At 35.6% G+C, this 17,883-nt stretch carries 17 protein-coding genes; 7 read left to right on the forward strand and 10 right to left on the reverse strand.

Going from position 1 to position 17,883, the window contains the following annotated elements; genetic code table 11:
• Positions 1-82: 82 nt before the first annotated feature.
• On the reverse strand, positions 83-1,795 hold the full coding sequence (ezrA, locus tag J6L97_RS06940) for a septation ring formation regulator EzrA (RefSeq protein ID WP_057726894.1): 1,713 nt from the start codon (positions 1,793-1,795) through the stop codon (positions 83-85).
• Between the two features lie 284 nt (positions 1,796-2,079).
• On the opposite strand from ezrA, the gene rpsD reads away from it, so the two are divergent.
• From rpsD to J6L97_RS06965, 5 genes are all read left to right on the forward strand, one after another.
• Entirely contained in the window at positions 2,080-2,691 is a 612-nt protein-coding gene (gene rpsD, locus J6L97_RS06945) for a 30S ribosomal protein S4 (protein ID WP_005721374.1), read from the forward strand.
• 91 nt (positions 2,692-2,782) lie between these two features.
• Entirely contained in the window at positions 2,783-3,250 is a 468-nt protein-coding gene (locus tag J6L97_RS06950; protein WP_013086117.1) for a YueI family protein, read from the forward strand.
• A complete protein-coding gene (locus tag J6L97_RS06955) occupies positions 3,251-4,480 on the forward strand; it encodes a replication-associated recombination protein A (RefSeq protein ID WP_057726895.1) in 1,230 nt (409 codons plus the stop codon). It abuts the gene before it with no gap.
• Between the two features lie 310 nt (positions 4,481-4,790).
• Positions 4,791-5,072: a hypothetical protein gene (locus tag J6L97_RS06960; RefSeq protein ID WP_005718786.1), complete on the forward strand. Its 282-nt coding sequence runs from the start codon at positions 4,791-4,793 to the stop codon at positions 5,070-5,072.
• A gap of 60 nt (positions 5,073-5,132) precedes the next feature.
• The gene (locus tag J6L97_RS06965) at positions 5,133-5,597 is read left to right on the forward strand and encodes a universal stress protein (protein ID WP_023488081.1); all 465 of its coding nucleotides are present in this window, start codon (positions 5,133-5,135) and stop codon (positions 5,595-5,597) included.
• Positions 5,598-5,724: 127 nt separating this feature from the next.
• On the opposite strand, the gene J6L97_RS06970 is transcribed toward J6L97_RS06965, so the two are convergent.
• The 4 genes from J6L97_RS06970 to J6L97_RS06985 form a co-directional block, all read right to left on the reverse strand.
• Positions 5,725-6,924, reverse strand: coding sequence for a DUF4767 domain-containing protein (locus tag J6L97_RS06970; protein WP_057726896.1), 1,200 nt, complete (start codon positions 6,922-6,924; stop codon positions 5,725-5,727).
• A gap of 174 nt (positions 6,925-7,098) precedes the next feature.
• A complete protein-coding gene (locus J6L97_RS06975) occupies positions 7,099-8,805 on the reverse strand; it encodes a Rib/alpha-like domain-containing protein (protein WP_057726897.1) in 1,707 nt (568 codons plus the stop codon).
• Positions 8,806-8,907: 102 nt separating this feature from the next.
• Complete coding sequence (locus J6L97_RS06980) at positions 8,908-10,662, reverse strand: zinc-ribbon domain-containing protein (RefSeq protein WP_057726898.1); 1,755 nt, start codon at positions 10,660-10,662, stop codon at positions 8,908-8,910.
• A gap of 18 nt (positions 10,663-10,680) precedes the next feature.
• Positions 10,681-11,604: a zinc ribbon domain-containing protein gene (locus J6L97_RS06985; RefSeq protein ID WP_057726899.1), complete on the reverse strand. Its 924-nt coding sequence runs from the start codon at positions 11,602-11,604 to the stop codon at positions 10,681-10,683.
• A 132-nt stretch (positions 11,605-11,736) separates the two neighbouring features.
• Between J6L97_RS06985 and J6L97_RS06990 the strand changes: the two genes are divergently transcribed.
• Positions 11,737-12,771: an IS30 family transposase gene (locus J6L97_RS06990; protein WP_123811765.1), complete on the forward strand. Its 1,035-nt coding sequence runs from the start codon at positions 11,737-11,739 to the stop codon at positions 12,769-12,771.
• Between the two features lie 96 nt (positions 12,772-12,867).
• Positions 12,868-14,031, forward strand: a complete 1,164-nt coding sequence (locus J6L97_RS06995) for a glycoside hydrolase family 3 N-terminal domain-containing protein (RefSeq protein WP_057726797.1) — start codon at positions 12,868-12,870, stop codon at positions 14,029-14,031.
• Between the two features lie 29 nt (positions 14,032-14,060).
• On the opposite strand, the gene J6L97_RS07000 is transcribed toward J6L97_RS06995, so the two are convergent.
• From J6L97_RS07000 to yidD, 5 genes are all read right to left on the reverse strand, one after another.
• Positions 14,061-15,032 (reverse strand): Lreu_0056 family protein, encoded by a 972-nt coding sequence (locus J6L97_RS07000; RefSeq protein WP_057726798.1) that lies wholly within the window; start codon positions 15,030-15,032, stop codon positions 14,061-14,063.
• Between the two features lie 15 nt (positions 15,033-15,047).
• Positions 15,048-16,022: an Lreu_0056 family protein gene (locus tag J6L97_RS07005; RefSeq protein WP_054832881.1), complete on the reverse strand. Its 975-nt coding sequence runs from the start codon at positions 16,020-16,022 to the stop codon at positions 15,048-15,050.
• 104 nt (positions 16,023-16,126) lie between these two features.
• A complete protein-coding gene (locus J6L97_RS07010; protein WP_013086115.1) occupies positions 16,127-17,320 on the reverse strand; it encodes an FtsW/RodA/SpoVE family cell cycle protein in 1,194 nt (397 codons plus the stop codon).
• A gap of 21 nt (positions 17,321-17,341) precedes the next feature.
• Complete coding sequence (locus J6L97_RS07015) at positions 17,342-17,569, reverse strand: DUF2969 domain-containing protein (protein WP_013086114.1); 228 nt, start codon at positions 17,567-17,569, stop codon at positions 17,342-17,344.
• An 8-nt stretch (positions 17,570-17,577) separates the two neighbouring features.
• The gene (gene yidD / locus J6L97_RS07020) at positions 17,578-17,871 is read right to left on the reverse strand and encodes a membrane protein insertion efficiency factor YidD (protein WP_013086113.1); all 294 of its coding nucleotides are present in this window, start codon (positions 17,869-17,871) and stop codon (positions 17,578-17,580) included.
• Between the last annotated feature and the right edge of the window lie 12 nt (positions 17,872-17,883).

Genomic DNA, 17,883 nt, shown 5'->3' on the forward strand with positions numbered 1-17,883 from the left:
TTACCCCTTCATTTAAAAAACGGTCAATCGCTTGACCGTTTCAAGACTTTTCAATTTTAGCTTAAATAATGAATCGCTTCAATTAATTACTCTTCTCTTCTGAATAATATGCATTTTCAAGTCGTTGATAACTACCTGGCTCTACCTTTTCAATTGCTGTAGCAATTGTATCAAGGGCTTCCTTATAGTTATATTCATTATATAGCTGCATTGCTGTCTTTTGTGCTTGCGCAATTGAATCCTTATCTGCATATTTATTTGAATACTGCATCGTCAATTCAACTAGGTTAGCGGAATTAATGATGTCATCTGCTTCACGTTTAAGCCGCTCCACATCATCAGAAATTTGAATTAATTCAGCTGAGATCTTTTCCATATTAATCCGGACCTGACTTAATTCGTTGCTGACATGGCCAATCTCGTTGACTACTAAAGTATACATTTGCACAAAGCTATCAGGATTACCTGGCAAATTTCGTCTTTCAAGTCGACGGTAAACTAATGAAACTTCTTGCTTAAAGCGCTTGATTGAATCATTAGCTACATTTTCAGAATCATAAAGTCCATCAACGTCAGTTGACATCTTAGCCTGCTCTGCATCAATTTCACGCAGGCGATCTAGCATCTGGAGCCATGAATCTTGAATAGCAGAGTAAACACCCTTACCATCTGCGATATTCTGTGTATCAATAGTGTACTGATGGTACATTTCATTGACTTCTTTTTCTAAGTCTTTACTCTTTTCCAATTCGCCATGAGTCAATTCATAGCTCTCATCAATATGCCGCAACTTTTCTACCAGCTTCTTTGACGCGGTTTGCTGATGTGAGATCAAAGTCAGCATTTTACTTTGATTTTTTTCAACAAATGGTCTTGCCTTGTATTCCTTAGCTAAAACATCATATAAATCATCAATTTCGCCAGAGATCTTTTTATTTTCCTTGGCTAATTCATTCACCTTAGTCTCAGCTAGCAATTTGCGCGCACCATCAATTTCATCATGAATTTCCTTGATTCTGCCCAAAACATCTACGCTAGTAAGGTAATATTTTTCTGAAATCATTTTTTTATAAGCATCAGACAATTCCTTAAGCTGATCTTGGAACACTACTTCAAGTTGATGATAGCCCTCTTTTAGAGGTTTTAAGCGTTTTTGTAAGTTACCCAAAGACATCCGAATCTTGGACAAAACTCGCTTAGCTTCAACATGATCACCTTGTGAAGAAAGATTTTTTGCTTCTTCAAAGTCACTCTCCATTGATGCTAGTTGATCTTCAACCTGATCAATCGCAGCACCATATTCAAAGGAATTGGCTAAGATATCTTTTCTTAATTCACGATAAACTTTAATCAAAGCATCATATTGAATTTGATTTTCCTTATTTGATTCAAGTAGTTCCGTGAAAACTGCCTTGGTGTTACGAGCATCTTCGAGCGTTGGCTTGATAATCTCCTGTGCTTGTTTAATATTCTTTCTTGCTTTAAACAAGCGATAAGTTGCATTTTCATTAGCAGCTTCTTCAACTAGCTTATGCACTCGCGGTAATTTTTTCTTAGCTGCTTCAGTGTAGCTCTTGCGCCAAGTATTTAATGTAGTTAAACTTTCGCCGGCCAAATCCATTTTATCCAGTCGCGTAATATCATCTTCTAGATGCATCTTCTCAATTTCAGTCACTGCTGCATCAATCGCTTCAATTTCTTTTAGTTGTTTACGATTGATCAATAGCATTGCTGCAACTACGACAATGATTAGGATCACCACGGCAATAATTATAATAGCTTGAATTGATGACATAGTTTATCCTCCAAAACTATCATAATTATAACAAAACCTGACCCTAATAGGTGCAAAAAGCTGTTCTATTTTCTTGATTTATTATTCTGAACTCTATATAATACTATTCGTGTAAAATATTTGCAGCAATAAGTGACAAGAACGTCAACATCTTGAAACGCTTTAGTGAACGAGTAACCCGCGCTGCATTGGGCGAAAATGTAAATCCAAGATGCACGAATGTTGAACTTATGCTTAATATTTTACTCCAAAAATTATTGTTTAAATTTTATGGAGGATTTTTTATGTCAAGATATACAGGTCCAAGTTGGAAACGTTCAAGAAGATTGGGTATTTCCCTTTCAGGTACTGGTAAGGAAATTTCTCGTCGTAACTACGCTCCAGGTCAACACGGTCCTAACAACCGCGGTCGTTTGTCAGAATACGGTCAACAATTGCACGAAAAGCAAAAGTTACGTTGGATGTACGGCTTAAACGAACGTCAATTTAGAACTTTGTTCACCCGCGCTGGTAAGATTCGTGAAGGTCAACACGGTGTTAACTTCATGATCTTGCTTGAACGTCGTTTGGACAGTCTTGTTTACCGTCTTGGTTTAGCTACTACTAGAGAACAAGCTAGACAATTGGTAAACCACGGTCACATTACTGTTGATGGTAAACGTGTTGACATTCCTTCATACGAAGTCAAGGTTGGTCAAACTATTGGCTTGAAGGAAAAGTCAAAGAACTTACAACAAGTTAAGGATGCCTTAGAAGCAGTTACTGCTCGTCCATCATTTGTTTCATTTGATGAAAACAAAATGGAAGGTACTCTTGTACGTTTACCAGAACGTGACGAAATGGAACCAGAAATTGATGAAGCCTTAGTTGTTGAATGGTACAACAAGTTACTTTAATTTTTACATTTTATTTTGTCGAAAGTCTTTCTCAATCGAGAAAGGCTTTTTTCTTTGCTACAATAAGTACATAAAAAGAAAGGATGATTAGATGACTGAAGATTTAAATAAACGTGTTGAACAAGCAGCTCAAGGTATTACTCCACAAACTAAGCCTGATGAACGCCGCAGATTTTTAGGTTCATTACGTGAGCGCTGCTTAATCCGTATGGACAATACTGAAGTTAAAAATCCCGAATTAACTGCCCTATTTCTTAAACATATCACTGACTTTAAGGGCTATACTATTTTGATCAATGGCAATATCACTGATGATGGCTTCTTGGGAGACGTTGAAGCCAGTTGCAGCAAATATGATATTCCCTTCACTTTAGTTAACAATGAAACCGCAAAAACAGGACCACATGATACGGCAGTACTAGTTGTAGCGAAGAACGCTATAAATCGACCACGAATTGAGCTAAAGCAAGTTTATCCACCTGAATTTCCTAAAGAAGAATTAGCCGCACCTAAAACAAAAGAAAGTTTTTGGCATAAACTTTTTCACGGAGATAAGTAAATGAAACCATTAGCATATCGTATGCGACCAACTAATTTAGACGAAGTTGTTGGTCAAAGGCATCTGATTGGTCCAGGCAAAATTATTCGCCGAATGGTGGAAGCTAGACTTCTATCTTCAATGATCCTTTACGGCCCTCCTGGCATCGGTAAGACAAGTATTGCTAGTGCTATTGCAGGCTCAACTAAATATGCCTTTAGAAAGCTCAATGCAGCTACTGACGGCAAAAAGCAATTGCAACAAGTAGCCGAAGAAGGCAAAATGAGTGGGACAGTTGTCTTATTGCTGGACGAAATTCATCGTTTGGACAAAACTAAGCAGGACTTCTTACTGCCTTTGCTAGAATCGGGACAAATCATTTTAATTGGGGCAACTACTGAGAACCCTTATATTTCGATCTCCCCTGCTATTCGTTCACGTTGCCAAATTTTTGAATTAAAGCCTCTTTCTACAGATGATGCGCGTGCTCTTTTGATTGAAAAAGGCAACGGTGATTTGCGGTCTACTTTGAATAGTTTAGAATTAGCTGTTCTTTCAACTAAGCAAGAATTGCAAGATAAACACCAAGATGATCAAAAAATTATCATCACTCAAAAAGAAATGGCTGATTCAATTCAAATGAAGGTGCAAAACTTTGATGCTTCTGGTGATGGACATTACGATCTAGTCTCAGCATTTCAAAAATCAATTCGTGGCTCTGATACAGATGCAGCGCTGCACTATCTTGCCCGATTAATTGAATCTGGTGACTTAGTCTCTATCTGTCGAAGGCTAGCAGTAATTGCCTACGAAGATATTGGACTAGCCGATCCAGCCGCAGCTGAACACGCTATAGTAGCCATCCAAGCTGCACAAATGGTTGGCTTGCCTGAAGCACGAATTCCACTGGCTAATGCGGTTATTGAGTTAGCTCTTTCTGCCAAAAGCAATAGTGCCATTTCAGCAATTGATGCTGCACTAGCTGATATTCGAAATAAAAAGGTTGATTCAATTCCCGCCAACCTAAAAGATGCTCATTACTCTGGTGCCAAAAAGCTTGGACATGGCGTGAACTACCTTTATCCTCATGATTATCAAAATGATTGGGTAGCACAGCAATACTTGCCTAATAACCTACTTCATGCCAGCTACTTTGCACCTAAAGGCAATTCTAAAGTCGAAGCTAGATATAAGGCAACCTATCAAAAATTAAAACAAATGCAATCTGATAACTTGCGCAATAATCACTAATCTCGCGCATTCAATATGGTTGACAAGCACCTGTAATATGCGTATTATAATAAGTGATCTGAGTTGATCGACAAGCTTAAATGTATAAAGTTGACCGATCAAACTATAAGACGTGGGGGTTGGCAAATAACTACCGAATCGGAATACTGCCTTGTTGCAGGATCCATATTCGCTGCGATGCCAGCTAAAATTTTGAACATTGCGGGTTCAACAAGCGTCATTATGCTATGTTTAGTCAACTCGGATTTCTTTAGAATATTAAAAAAGGCGGTCTCAATTGACCGTCTTTTTCTATAGTGGAGACTGTTAAATGGCAATAAAGATTGTAATGATTATTTTTATCCTTCTCCTACTGTTAACCTCATGGTACATGTGGCACAGAAGGAACGGACATTTTTTAATTTATGACATTGGTGGCGATCCACGCTTGAGCAATATTCTTAAGTGGACTTCAGTCGCCCTTTTAGCTGAAAGTATTTTAGGAATTATTTTGCTATTCATGGGTAATAAATATTTGAACTTAATCACCTTATTCTTAGCTTCATTAACTATTTTGGCTTTTGGTTTATCAATTACTCAAAATAAAGAATAATAATTCACTAATGACAAGCAAAATTTTGGTAAAATAGAATATAGGAAGAGGTGCTTATATATGCTTTCACAATACAAGAATATTCAAGTTGCAGTTGATGGTTCAAAAGAAGCTGACTTGGCTTTCAGCAAGGCTGTAGCCATCGCCAAGCGTAACCATGCAACACTAGAAATCTTACACGTAATCGATACTCGTTCTTTCCAAAATGTTTCAAGTTTTGATTCAGCAATGGTAGAACAAGTTTCTAAAGATGCTGAAAAGAGAATGAAGGATTACCAAGCTCGTGCTACTAAGGCTGGTGCTGAAGATGTTCACTACTCTATTGAATTTGGTTCACCTAAGACAATCATTGGACATGACTTCCCTAAGAAGCACAATATTGATTTAATCGTTGTGGGTGCTACTGGTTTGAACGCCGTTGAACGTCTGCTCATCGGTAGTGTTACTGAATATGTAACTAGAACTTCAAAGTGCGACGTATTAGTATGTCGCGCAGAAGAAATTGCCGATGCTTTAGAGGGCTAAGCTGATTTAAACGCAACACAATTTAGCATTAGATAGTTATGATTGACTGTCTAATGCTTTTTTGGTGTAAAAAAAGACAGCAATTAAGCACCTCGTACTCAATGCTGCCTAAATTTATTCTATGAAATCAATCATCATCAGATGAAGTGGCAATCTTAGCAAAACCTTTACGAACATCTTGGTTTGCAGTTTCTTTTACTTTAATTGCATTCCCATTGGTAGTTTGATCGACTAAAGCAATTGGTTGATTATCATGAATACAGAACAAATAGGTAATGTGCTCTTCTCCTCCATCACCATCGGAATTGAATATGGAAACTACATGATAATCATAATCCTTTTTTAATTCTGGATCCCAACCAATATTGATCTTCTTATTATTGCCAATCAATTCAAAATCTTCGTCATCAAAAATATTGGGATATTTTTCTCCAGCTATTGTTTTAAGTGGTTCATCTCCAGTATATTCAACATAATCCTGATCCATTTTATTACCAAAATCATCCATGAAGTCTGCTAATTTTTCCTCTTTAGTATCGTTCCATGATAATGATTTAGAATCTACACTATTTTGTTTTGTATCTGTTGATGAATCTTTTGTACTATCATCATGATCTGATACAACTACATTTTTACTATAGGATTGTACGTCATTCTTCTGCGCACCGCTTGCAACCTTCTGAGCTAAAGCGTGAAAATAAACTGGCTTTTCTGCTCCTTTTTGACTATTAACAAATGTCACTTGAGCTTTGTTAGGATGGTCCACATCAGAAACAACATAGCCTATGTCAGGACTAACTACATAAACGATTCCACCTGCTGGTGCTTTAACGTCATAATCTCCAAAAGTATATTCAGGATAAGAGGCTATATTTAAATCACCATTCTCTGCCTTATCAAAAACTTCATCCCAGTCAGGATCATCTTGAAAATGCATATGAGCATAAGCAATAGTAAAACCTGCCATATTTTTAGATGACATCTTCTTATTAGGCGAATAACCAATCTTTTCTGCCATTTTCTCACTTTTATTGTGAGTAACAAACGGTAACGAATTGGACGCATTTTCACTTTGAAGAGTAAAGAAAACAACTCCACCTGCTGCTAGCAACACTACACATGCCGCAACTATCAAGCAATTTCGTCTAATTCTACTTCTTTTAGCTGAAAGTTGATTACTTACTGACACTGAAGCTGGCTTTTTGATTTGAGATATAGGGACCGGTCGATTAGGCTTCTTATTCACATTAGAAACATCTGTACCACATTTATCACAATATTTTGCGTTTGCATCTAATCTATTTCCACACTTTGGACAATACTTCATTTTATTCCTTACCTCATGTTTTTCGTAGTTCCAACAAAAAAAGTCCCAAAATAGGGACCAACTCAATCTTAAAATATAAAAATGTTCAAACAAAAAATACTAATTTCTAAGAAAGAGCATTATGAGGATTTGCCTCACCTATAGTATAGCAGAAATACTCAAACAAACCAATAGTTAGTAATCCTCTGATTCGTTCGTAAAAACTAGTTTTTTAGCTAACTTCTTCACCGCACTCAGATTGTTGACGACTTCAAGCATTTGATAATCATATACTCTAACTGGTTCACTTTCATCTGCGTCAAAAAATGAAACCAGTTTTTGATTACCTTTATCTTGGTAGCCCAGACCTATTCCCTTTTCAAAAACATAGATATAGTTCTGACCTTGAGCCGAAACTGTTGCATCGCCAAAAGTATAACTATCATAACGACCAACATTATAATTATTGTTACTTAAAACATCATAAACACCTTGCCAGTTATTATCAAATTTTGAATCATCATTTCGTTTAGCATAAATCAAACTTAGAGCAAGCAACTGTTTAACTGACAAATTTGCAGCCTTCTCTTTCATAGTTGGTGCTTTATCTTGTACAACTTCTGTTTTAGTTGAGTTATTATTTGCCAATTGATAAATTTCATAACCAATTCCTATGATAATTACGATTCCAACAGCAACAAAACAAGAAATCAAAATTTTCATACTTTGTCCCATTTTTAATTTTTCATTTTTTAACTGATTACTTTGCGTCTGATTAGAATTACCCTTTGAATCATTCTTGTAAGCTAAATATTCTTGATAGGTGGCTATACCAGCTGGATTGATATTTGGTTTTTTATACCAAAGTGGATGTTTATTTTGCTCATCAGTTATTTGTACATCCGCATAAGGCCAAGCTTCGTAGCCATATGCATTAACTAAATAAATTAACAAATCATGATACTGACGCAAATCTGCTAGTGCTGAAACTTGATTGACACCCGCTGCCGTATAATGTGAGCCGATATTACCATAATTTTTAACTGAAAAACACAAATCCAACATTCGTTTAGGAAGCAAATGCAAATAAGCAACGTATGCTAATTTATTACTTAAGTTCGCCATTTGCCAACTTGTCCCAGGATTAATCTTATTAAGTTGCATTAACTCGTCAACATAAACTTCTATACCTTTTCTGATAGTATTCGACATCTGATCATATAGGCCCTGCTCATAAAGATTTAGAGTTTCGTCAACATTTTTGTCAAATCGACTCATTATTTCATTTTGTTTCAGGAAATCGAAATCAAAATCTTTGGGTGGTAAGTTTTTAATATTTGCTCCTGATCGATTAAAAGTCCTACTAAGAGATTGATTTTTCGCTTGAAAATTTTGCTTGTTCGCTACTGCTTGATTATGAGCAATAAGATAATGTACTTTTCTTTCTTTAAATGAACCATCTGGAAAAGTTATCTTTATTTTCCCATTAGTATATTTATTTTCATTTGTATTCGGAGCATCAATCCATTTGAAAGTTGTGCCTTTCGGAAAACTGTCTGCATCCTTAAAAACTTTACGCATCCCTTTAAATCCAGGTACTGGACTATTTTGTTCTATCACTAAGCCATTCTTGATGCTGACATTATATTGATCAGCATCCCTTTTTAATTGAGTAGCATAATTGGTATCAGCTTTTGCTAACCAGGCTTTTTGATCTCCTACACGATAATAAACTTGACCATTGATTTCTTTAGCTTCAAAGATGGACAAGATCGTACCATTCGGTTCAGTCTGGAACTGCATTTCTCCTCGTTCGTTATATAGATGCGCTGCCACGCCATTGATGGTTACAACTTTTACCTTAGCACCAAAACCTGGTTCATTTTTCAGTCCACTACTCACAGCTTTGCCTCACTTTTTAATAAATATTCATTCAAATTATAGCAGAAAAAAGTACTGCTAAATCATCTTCGATTCAACAGTACTTTGATACGATACCATTTATTAATTATCTTCATCACGTGAACTAATTAACTTACCATCACCAATCGTATTGATGAGGTAATCATCGCCATCTTTTTTAAGAGTGCCACCTGTATATTCGACTACTTGTTTCTTAGTATGGTCATCATATTCAAAAGTGTAATTAACTCTATAGTTGACTTTACTTTGATTACCTTTATCCGGATAAATAGATTCAATAGTCACATCTGTGTCATAGCTATCCATACTATCATCTTTATCCCAACGATCATTTTGTTGTTTAATTTGCCCATACCACTTATTAGCAGAGCCATTTACAAATGAATCATCATCGGGATCATGATAATTATCATCTAACAAACTCTTGGCATCATCCTTAGAAATAAGGCCCTTCCACTTAGGTTGGACTACATAAGTGCCATTTTCTTGAGTGACATCATCACTCTCTTGATCACTAGCATCATCGCTGTAGTAGTCGTCTTCATCGCTTTCATCAGTAAAATCATCAAATGAACTTGCCATATCATTAACAATTTCGGATTTAATACCATTATATAGAACATATAATTCCATATTTCTAGTAATTGGATATGACTTAAAGGTAATTTCACCATCTTTGTCTAAAGTGCCAACTTTTTTATCATTGATATAAACTTCACCTTTTGGAACACTCTTAACCTTAAACGTCTGGGTTTTAATATCCATACTTAAAGTTTTATTTGCCCAAATATTCGTGGTTGAAGTTGCAGATAAAGTTCTTCCTTCAACTTGGGACTTAACTGTAAAATGATATTTTCCTGGAAATACTAATCCCAATTTTTTTCCAAACTTATTATCACTCCCAGTTAACTTACCAACATTTTTACCATTCATAGTAATTACAGAATCACCATGGTTGGTCTCAACTTGAGGTTGGAAAGTTTGAACTTTCAGTTGATATTTAGGGAATAACAACCAGTAACGTCCATTTTGAATTAAACTAATATGATCATTAGCTGACTCCCCATCTTTGAGTTTTTGAGCCATACTTGTGACGGTAGTTTGGTGATCTTGGTAATACTGCTGTAACGGTTTAACTGTATTATCATTGACCTTCATCGTTGAAGTATCAGCAATAATATATTGAGAAATATCAGTTTTAGTATTTCTCAAGCCATCTGTGATTCGATCAATTTGATTATTTTTACTATAGTAACTTGATCCCCAAGCATAAAAACCAATAAGAGCTATTAATAAAACACCTAATATCGAAAGCAAAATCTTAGTCCGCAATTTCATTGGCTGACGTACTTTCTGTGAAGTAACAGGTTGAGCCTCCGGAGTTGAACTAGCCTTAGGTAATTCTTTGGTAATTAAATTATAGCCACAGTTATTACAAAAAGTTGCATCTGGTTTTATTGGATGACCGCAATTTGGACAAAAAACTTGTACCTTTTTTGCATGTGACGGCTTACTCTGCGACTTTTCATCATCTTCGGATGAATTTTCTTTTTTATCCGTAGAATCAGCTGATAGTTTGGAATTATCAGTTTGCTTACCTAATACTTTAGCTTGAGTAAGTTTCTTTTCTGGAATTGTTAACTTTGCACCACAATTTGGACAAAAAACTTCTCCCAATTTTACCTGAGTACCACAGTTAGGACAAATATTGAACTTGTTTTCTAAGTCATCTGTACTTTCAGTTTTTGGTAGTTCATAACCACAATTGGGGCAAAAGGTTTTATCGTTACTAACCTTAAAACCACAATTGGGGCAAAAATTATTTTTTTCACTCATTATTTAGAACTCTCCACATTATAAACCCGGAATTGATGAGCCAATTTGACTAAAAATAGTACCACCAATAATTAGGAACAAAATGACACCAGTAATGAATTGTAAAGCAATAAACAAAAAGTACCCATAAAACTTATCATGTATTGGATTTTGATCCCCTAAAACAACAACTGTCAAAGCCATTGAGAAGAAAATAGTTGCTAACCAAAGCATAATAGTTGAAATAACAATACCAGCAGGGCCCATGAGTGCCATGAAAACAAAATAAACTACAATAAAGATTGCGGATAAATTGCTTGTTTGAACAACATGGTTAGTTAATTCTAAAAAGTCTTTACTCTTACCATAGATAACTTTGTAAGTAAGATGTGCTGCCAAGATCCAAGCAGCTTCGGCTAAAGCTAAGAATAAAATAATTTCAATTACTGTACCAAAAGTAAAGTTTGCCGAACCACTCATTAGATTAGAATTGCCTAACATAGAATCTACTGCACCAGTAGCTCTTTGTTCACCAATAAATAAACCTAATCCAATAAGAACATCTTCAACTAACAAAGTTACCCAACCATACCATCTTTCACCATTTTGATCAGCAAATGGATGCTTCCATGAGGTAACAAACCATTGCCACATATTAGCAGCATGTGCCTTAACAGCTTCAGAATCAAAAGCGGGTTGTTGTGTATTTGAAGTTTGTTGTGCAGATTTCGTCTGTTGAGTAACATTATTTTGCGCTGAACTACTATTATCTGATTGATTTGCTGAATGTTGTTCTCTTCTAGTTTGCATAACAGGTTGTTCAGGTTGAACTTCAGGTTCAGGCTTTACTTCCTGAGAATTCATAGTAGAGTCTACGGGCACGTTTCTAATGTCAGTACCACAATTGGTACAAAAATTTACATCTACATCCATTTTAGAACCACAATTTGGACACGTCTTCATTAATTTTTCCTCCAAAATATAAATTTTTTTACTTACCCGGATTTAAAATTGAAGTGCAACACCAAGTGTTAAACAAAAAGGCCATGAAGACCTAAACTTGAAGTGACGAAAAATCAAGAAAGGAAGATCTTCATGACCAATTCAAATTCTAGCATTTCTAAGCACTATCATCAATTAACCAGCGTACAACGTGGACAAATTCAAGCAATGCTGGATTCCGGCATAACTTCCCGTACTGTTATCGCTCAAGAAGTCGGCTGCCATAAGTCGACAATCAGTCGCGAAATCAAACGCGGAAGCGTCCTGCAAAGAGACAGCAGCTATTTATTGTATGAGCACTATTACGCTGATACTGCACAGCTTTATTATGAGAAGCGTCGCAAAAACTGCTATCAGCGCAATCCATTGAAGCATTATGCTGTCTTTTTGAGAATGCTCTCCAGACGCTTCAAAGCTAAATTTGATGCCACCAGCATCGATGAATTCGTTGGTGAATTCAAAAGGACTATGCCAGGCTACCCTTGTCCCAGCACACCAACTGTCTATCGCTATATTGATCAGGGCTTGCTGGACATAAGCAATATTGATCTGCCTATGAAGCTCAAAAGACGCAGGAACAAGCGTCATCACGGCCAGAGCGGTCATGCTTTGCACAAGAAGAATCTTGGCAATTCCATTGAACAGCGTCCTAAAGAGATTGAAGACAGAAAAACGCCGCTGCACTGGGAAGGAGATCTGGTTAAAGGCGTCAGACGCAAGAATCAGCCTGCTTTAATGACTTTGACCGAAAGAACCACACGCTTTGAAGTAGTTATCAAGATTCCTGACTATCGGGCAAGCACATGCCAAAGGCTGCTTCAAAATGAGATTGACAGACATCCTGCCTGGTTTAAATCGATCACGTTTGACAATGGCTCTGAGTTTGCGGATATGACCAAGATCAAAGGCTGCCAGATCTACTTCGCCCACCCATATTCTCCATGGGAAAGAGGCACCAATGAGAACTGCAATGGACTTCTGCGTCAATTCTTCCCTAAAGGCAAAAGCATGAAAGATAAGTCAGCTGCTTATGTTCAACAGGCAACTGATGCCATTAACCGCAAACATCGTCGAATCCTTCAATATCACACAGCAGAAGAACTCTTCAAGCAATATATTTCCTCATAGCCTAACTGTTGCACTTAATTTGACAATTCAGGATAAGCTTCGGACTTAAAAAAAGCAATAATTATTTTAAAGAAATTTAAAGATTAAGGATAATTCATGAAACATAAGCTTTTATCTACCACTCTATTGTTAATAGGTACGTTATTTATACTCTCAGGATGTAGTCATTCTGCTAATAAAATCGTAAAAACAAATACTAAAACAAAACAATCTTCATCACCTAAAAAACATAATAAGAAAAAAATCGATAAGATTACTCGTATTCTAAATAAAATGACACTTGATGAAAAATTAGGTCAACTATATTTTGCACATAGCACTGGCAATTTTGATCAAATGAAACAAGATGTCAAAAAATACCATTTAGGAGGAATTACACTTTTTGCACCTGATTTTACTAATAGAACTCATGCTAAATTTTTAAACGAAATAAGAGCTTATCAGTCTAACAGTAAATTTGGCTTGTTGATTGCCACTGATCAAGAAGGTGGTACAGTTACAAGAATCGATTCAAATTCTCAAATATCTAAAAGACATTTCCCTAGCCCAGCTGAAATTTACCAGCAAAGTGGATTAACTGGAATAAGGAAAGAAGATTCTACTGTAGCAAAAATTTTAAGACAAAATGGGATCAATATGAACTTTGCTCCTGTTGCAGATGTTGCACTGAATAAAGATAGTTTTATCTATAAACGGACACTTGAACAGGACTATCAAACAACTGCAAAATACATTCCTATAGCTGTTAAAGCTATTCAACAAGAACATGTTGCTAGTTGCTTAAAACATTTTCCAGGTTATGGTGATGCGGCCGACACGCATACCGGCTTTGCACAAATTAATAAGCCTTTACTAAAGTATCAAACAAATGACTTATTACCATTCAAAACTGGAATCCATGCTGGTGTTGACAGCATTATGGTTTCTCATATCATCATTAAAAGTATTGATACAACTAAACCTGCATCCCTCTCACCTGCAGTTCACTATTTATTACGCCACAGCTTAAATTATCACAATATTATTATCACTGACGACTTACAAATGGGGGCTATCACTCAGTACGCAAATAAATATCACACAATCCCTGATATTTTGGCTCTTAAAGCTGGTAATGATATGCTCTTAGGAGGTAACTATCGAGCAAATATTCCAATTATTAAGAAAGCTGTTCAAAATAATGAAATTAATATCAAGCAAGTTAATCAATCCGTAGAAAGGATTTTAAGACTAAAAGAAAAACTTGGTATTTTAAGATAAAAGCTTCAAGCATTTCGGCTTGAAGCTTTTCATCTATTAACTGACTTGTCAAGAATTATTTTATTAGCTAGATTATTGACTAATTTCTTTTGATCCATAGTTTGATAATATTCATCGATTAAATCTTCAATTCCTACCCGAATAGTTTTAGTAGGCCAATCTATGGCCGCACCTTTATCTTGAGGTTTTATATATTTAATAATAAGATCTTCCCCTGAATATTTAAACCTAGTTCCACTAACAGCGTCAGCGCCTAATTGAAGACGATATTCACCATTTTCATCATTAAACAACATTTTTTCATGATGCTTATAATTAAAATTGATTTCTTCTTGAATATTTTTTTCAGAATCATGACTTAAAGCAGCCATTATAGCTGCTGTTCTTAAAGGTAATCTATACATATCTTTTCGTCTGTCAATTTTTTGTAATTCAGCATATTTATGTTGCCTTACTTCTTGATAGGCATTCAGTGTATTAACCCTTCCAACTATCTTTTTTCCATCAGATAGAACTAGCTCTGATTGTTTATTCGTTAATTTCTTATTAGTAGTAAACACAACTTGATTATTAATTACATAGACATAATTATTACCTTTAGCCATAATTGTTGCACCATGTAAATTGTATTTCTTATATCGTTGCACATCCATGATACCTTTTAAAGCTTCATCATAAGTTCTTTCCCAAGCCAGATTATGATAATGCGAGTGCGCGTAAACAATAGTCAGTCCGGCTAGCTTATGTTGGGACATCTTACTAATTTCTTTCAAAGTTTGTTGCTTGCTTTGATAAGAATGATAGTAGGCACATCCAAATGCAATTATTAACAAAACAATACCACTAATTAAACAATAGACTAACTTAGACTTTTTAGATGGTTTTACTGGATTCTCTTTCTTTAGTAACTCAGTCGAATTATCTAAACTTTGACCACAACGAATACAAAATTTATCGTCCTTTTCTACAGGATTGCCACAATTTGGACAAAATTTTTTCATCTATTTAGGCACTCCTTAGTTTGACAACGATTTTACCTTAGCATCATACTGTTTCTTGTCTAATAATTCTTTTGCCAAAGTATCTACCTCTTGTTTTTCAGCTTCAGTAGAATAATATTTGGAAACTAGTTGTTGCAAAGGGATACGTTTAGTTACCATAGGTGAACTGCCAACACTGTCACCTGTAAGATCGTTGTGCTTAGTCACTAGCATATTCCCCTCTTGCTTGAAAGTAACCACAGTCGTTCCATCACCATGACCATCAATATAATAGTTGTCATTCTTAGAATTATATCCCATGCACATTGTTCCTACCAAATCATTATCTTTTAATTTATTGGTATTTTTAATACAACCTTTTACCCAATCTTTACCTCCACGAGCAAATCCTGCTAAGATTGCCAATTGTTTTACAGAAAAATTAGGGATTTGGGTATTGCTTGAAATACTTTTGTCTTTGTTTCCTTCAGTTTTTCCGATGTTTTGCGTCATTGCTTTGATTTTATCTGCATAAGTTCCAAACTTATTCTTTAGCTCGGACTTGGCAGTTATTGTCTCACCATCACCCGTCACTTTAACAGTATCAGTTTGAACAGTAACACCTACACTTCCAAATTTATTAGTTAAAGTATATGAATTAGTTGATTCCCTGCTTGCTTTCAAGTCACCGTTATCTAAATCTTCCTTAACATCAGTAACCATCTCAGCATTATTGCTAATGTGACGACTATGAACGTAATTGTCATACGCATAGGCCATGTAACCCATCAACATCCACTGATCAGTCGTATATTTGTTATCTTGATCATTGTTAATCTTCGTTACACTAACTGAATTCCGATGCTTATTTTTCTTAATTTCAATCCCAACTTGACTCTTACTATTCTGCTGTCTAACCTGAGAATTATTGTTTTTAGTAAAAATAAATACAAGACAGATTAAGATTACCAATACTCCAACTATAATACCGCCTATTGCCTTTTTCCTCATTACTTATTCTCCCTCTTGAACTTTAACACTGTTTTATTTTACACCTATTTTATTCAAAAAAAGACATTTAGGAATTAACCTAAATGCCTTAAGCATCTCTTTTTCTAAAAATCGCCAGCCGTACTGAACATGTAATCACGATTATGGAACTTCATCGACAAGATTAATCCAATCCCAATCATGTTTCCCATCAGAGCTGAACCACCCTGAGAAACAAATGGCAATGGAATACCTGTCAATGGCAATAAATCAATATTCATCCCAATATTTTCAAATACGTGGAACAAGATCATCATGATAACACCAGTTGCAATGTATGAATAAAATACATTTCTGGTATCGAACGAGATTTTTACCATTTGAATAATCAGGTATAAATAAATCAAAATCAATGCTACACAGCCGACAAAACCAAAGTTTTCACCAATTACCGAGAAAACCATGTCTGATCCACGAACTGGAACATAAACACTAGCTTTGCCAAAGCCATTACCAAATAGCTGACCCGAACCGATTGCCTTCATACTTTGCCATAACTGATAAGCTCCTGATGAAGTATCACCAGATGGGTCGAGCCAAGACTTAATTCGTTCAAATTGATATGCTTGAAAGAAATGACTCAACAATGATTGCCCAGCCGACGTAGTTACTAATACAATAACCCCAATAGCTGCTAAAATCACAATACCATATAACGGTACAATAATTTTCCAAGAAATCCCTGATACTAAAACCACGCCACCAACGATGGCAATAAATACTAACATAGTACCAAAGTCATTCTGTAACTTTAGTAAAATTGCTACCGGTGCCAGCCAAGCAATAATTTTGCCTAATAACAACCAATCGGTCTTAATCGTGTGACCATATTTATCATTATGCTCTTTGACCACTCGAGCCAACATCAAGATAAAAGCTGGCTTCATAATTTCTGAAGGCTGAAAAGTAATGGGCCCTAGTTTGAACCAACTTTTCGCACCTGTATCTGCAGCTACGCTTCTGTTATATAAGAATAGCACCGCAATCAGCAAAAATATTCCGATTCCAAAGAAAATTGGCGCAATCTTAAACAACTGTTCTGCATCAAACTGCATCACAACCACAATAATTGCAATTGAAATCAAGTACCATAATGCCTGCATAACTACTGCCCTAACAGGTGAACCAATATGACTAGGATCACCTAATGCAGCAACATAGATACAATACAAGCTAATTAAAGCCAAGAGTAGCACTGGTATAATAATATTCCAGGCTAATCGATCGAATAGACTCGTTTCATTTTCAACTTTTGCCATTAAACAATCACTACTTAAATTTTATTTTTCATGTAAGGTGAAGTATGAAAGTAAATCGTTAATACTGCTTTCAAGACTATTAGCAAATAAAATATTACTAGTCTTAGAAGTAGTAGCGCGATAACGACCTTCCACCTTTTCAATTAAACCAATGGACTTCTTGTTAGGAATAATAACTTCCCAAGTTGGTAAATTCTTTCCTTTAAGTTCATTAACTTCAATATCAATATTTTCTAACTTTTTAGACATAAATCCTCCTACTTGCTATCCGGATGAAACTTAGAAGATATAATCGGGTCTTCATATCGTTCCGGATGTGGATTTCGAAAAATAGTAAAATTATCAGGAACTGGATCTACTCCGCCCCTAATAAAAGGGTTACACCTTAGTATACGACAAATTCCCATAATTAACCCTAAAATTGGGCCATGTTTTTTCAACGCGTCAATCATATAATTAGAACACGTGGGATAATAACGACAACTTGGTGGTAATAACGGTGAAATCACTGTCTGATAAATACGTACAATAAAAATCAAAATCTTACGCAAGTAATTTCCTCA

It is taken from the genome of Lactobacillus crispatus (genome assembly GCF_018987235.1).
In the GTDB taxonomy this organism is placed as follows: Bacteria; Bacillota; Bacilli; order Lactobacillales; family Lactobacillaceae; genus Lactobacillus; species Lactobacillus crispatus.

Excerpts from the sequence above, each read along its gene's own strand:
- ezrA (WP_057726894.1), bottom strand. The coding sequence starts at position 1,795 with ATGTCATCAATTCAAGCTATTATAATTATTGCCGTGGTGATCCTAATC.
- rpsD (WP_005721374.1), top strand. The coding sequence starts at position 2,080 with ATGTCAAGATATACAGGTCCAAGTTGGAAACGTTCAAGAAGATTGGGT.
- J6L97_RS06950 (WP_013086117.1), top strand. The coding sequence starts at position 2,783 with ATGACTGAAGATTTAAATAAACGTGTTGAACAAGCAGCTCAAGGTATT.
- J6L97_RS06955 (WP_057726895.1), top strand. The coding sequence starts at position 3,251 with ATGAAACCATTAGCATATCGTATGCGACCAACTAATTTAGACGAAGTT.
- J6L97_RS06960 (WP_005718786.1), top strand. The coding sequence starts at position 4,791 with ATGGCAATAAAGATTGTAATGATTATTTTTATCCTTCTCCTACTGTTA.
- J6L97_RS06965 (WP_023488081.1), top strand. The coding sequence starts at position 5,133 with ATGCTTTCACAATACAAGAATATTCAAGTTGCAGTTGATGGTTCAAAA.
- J6L97_RS06970 (WP_057726896.1), bottom strand. The coding sequence starts at position 6,924 with ATGAAGTATTGTCCAAAGTGTGGAAATAGATTAGATGCAAACGCAAAA.
- J6L97_RS06980 (WP_057726898.1), bottom strand. The coding sequence starts at position 10,662 with ATGAGTGAAAAAAATAATTTTTGCCCCAATTGTGGTTTTAAGGTTAGT.
- J6L97_RS06985 (WP_057726899.1), bottom strand. The coding sequence starts at position 11,604 with ATGAAGACGTGTCCAAATTGTGGTTCTAAAATGGATGTAGATGTAAAT.
- J6L97_RS06990 (WP_123811765.1), top strand. The coding sequence starts at position 11,737 with ATGACCAATTCAAATTCTAGCATTTCTAAGCACTATCATCAATTAACC.
- J6L97_RS06995 (WP_057726797.1), top strand. The coding sequence starts at position 12,868 with ATGAAACATAAGCTTTTATCTACCACTCTATTGTTAATAGGTACGTTA.
- J6L97_RS07000 (WP_057726798.1), bottom strand. The coding sequence starts at position 15,032 with ATGAAAAAATTTTGTCCAAATTGTGGCAATCCTGTAGAAAAGGACGAT.
- J6L97_RS07005 (WP_054832881.1), bottom strand. The coding sequence starts at position 16,022 with ATGAGGAAAAAGGCAATAGGCGGTATTATAGTTGGAGTATTGGTAATC.
- J6L97_RS07010 (WP_013086115.1), bottom strand. The coding sequence starts at position 17,320 with ATGGCAAAAGTTGAAAATGAAACGAGTCTATTCGATCGATTAGCCTGG.
- J6L97_RS07015 (WP_013086114.1), bottom strand. The coding sequence starts at position 17,569 with ATGTCTAAAAAGTTAGAAAATATTGATATTGAAGTTAATGAACTTAAA.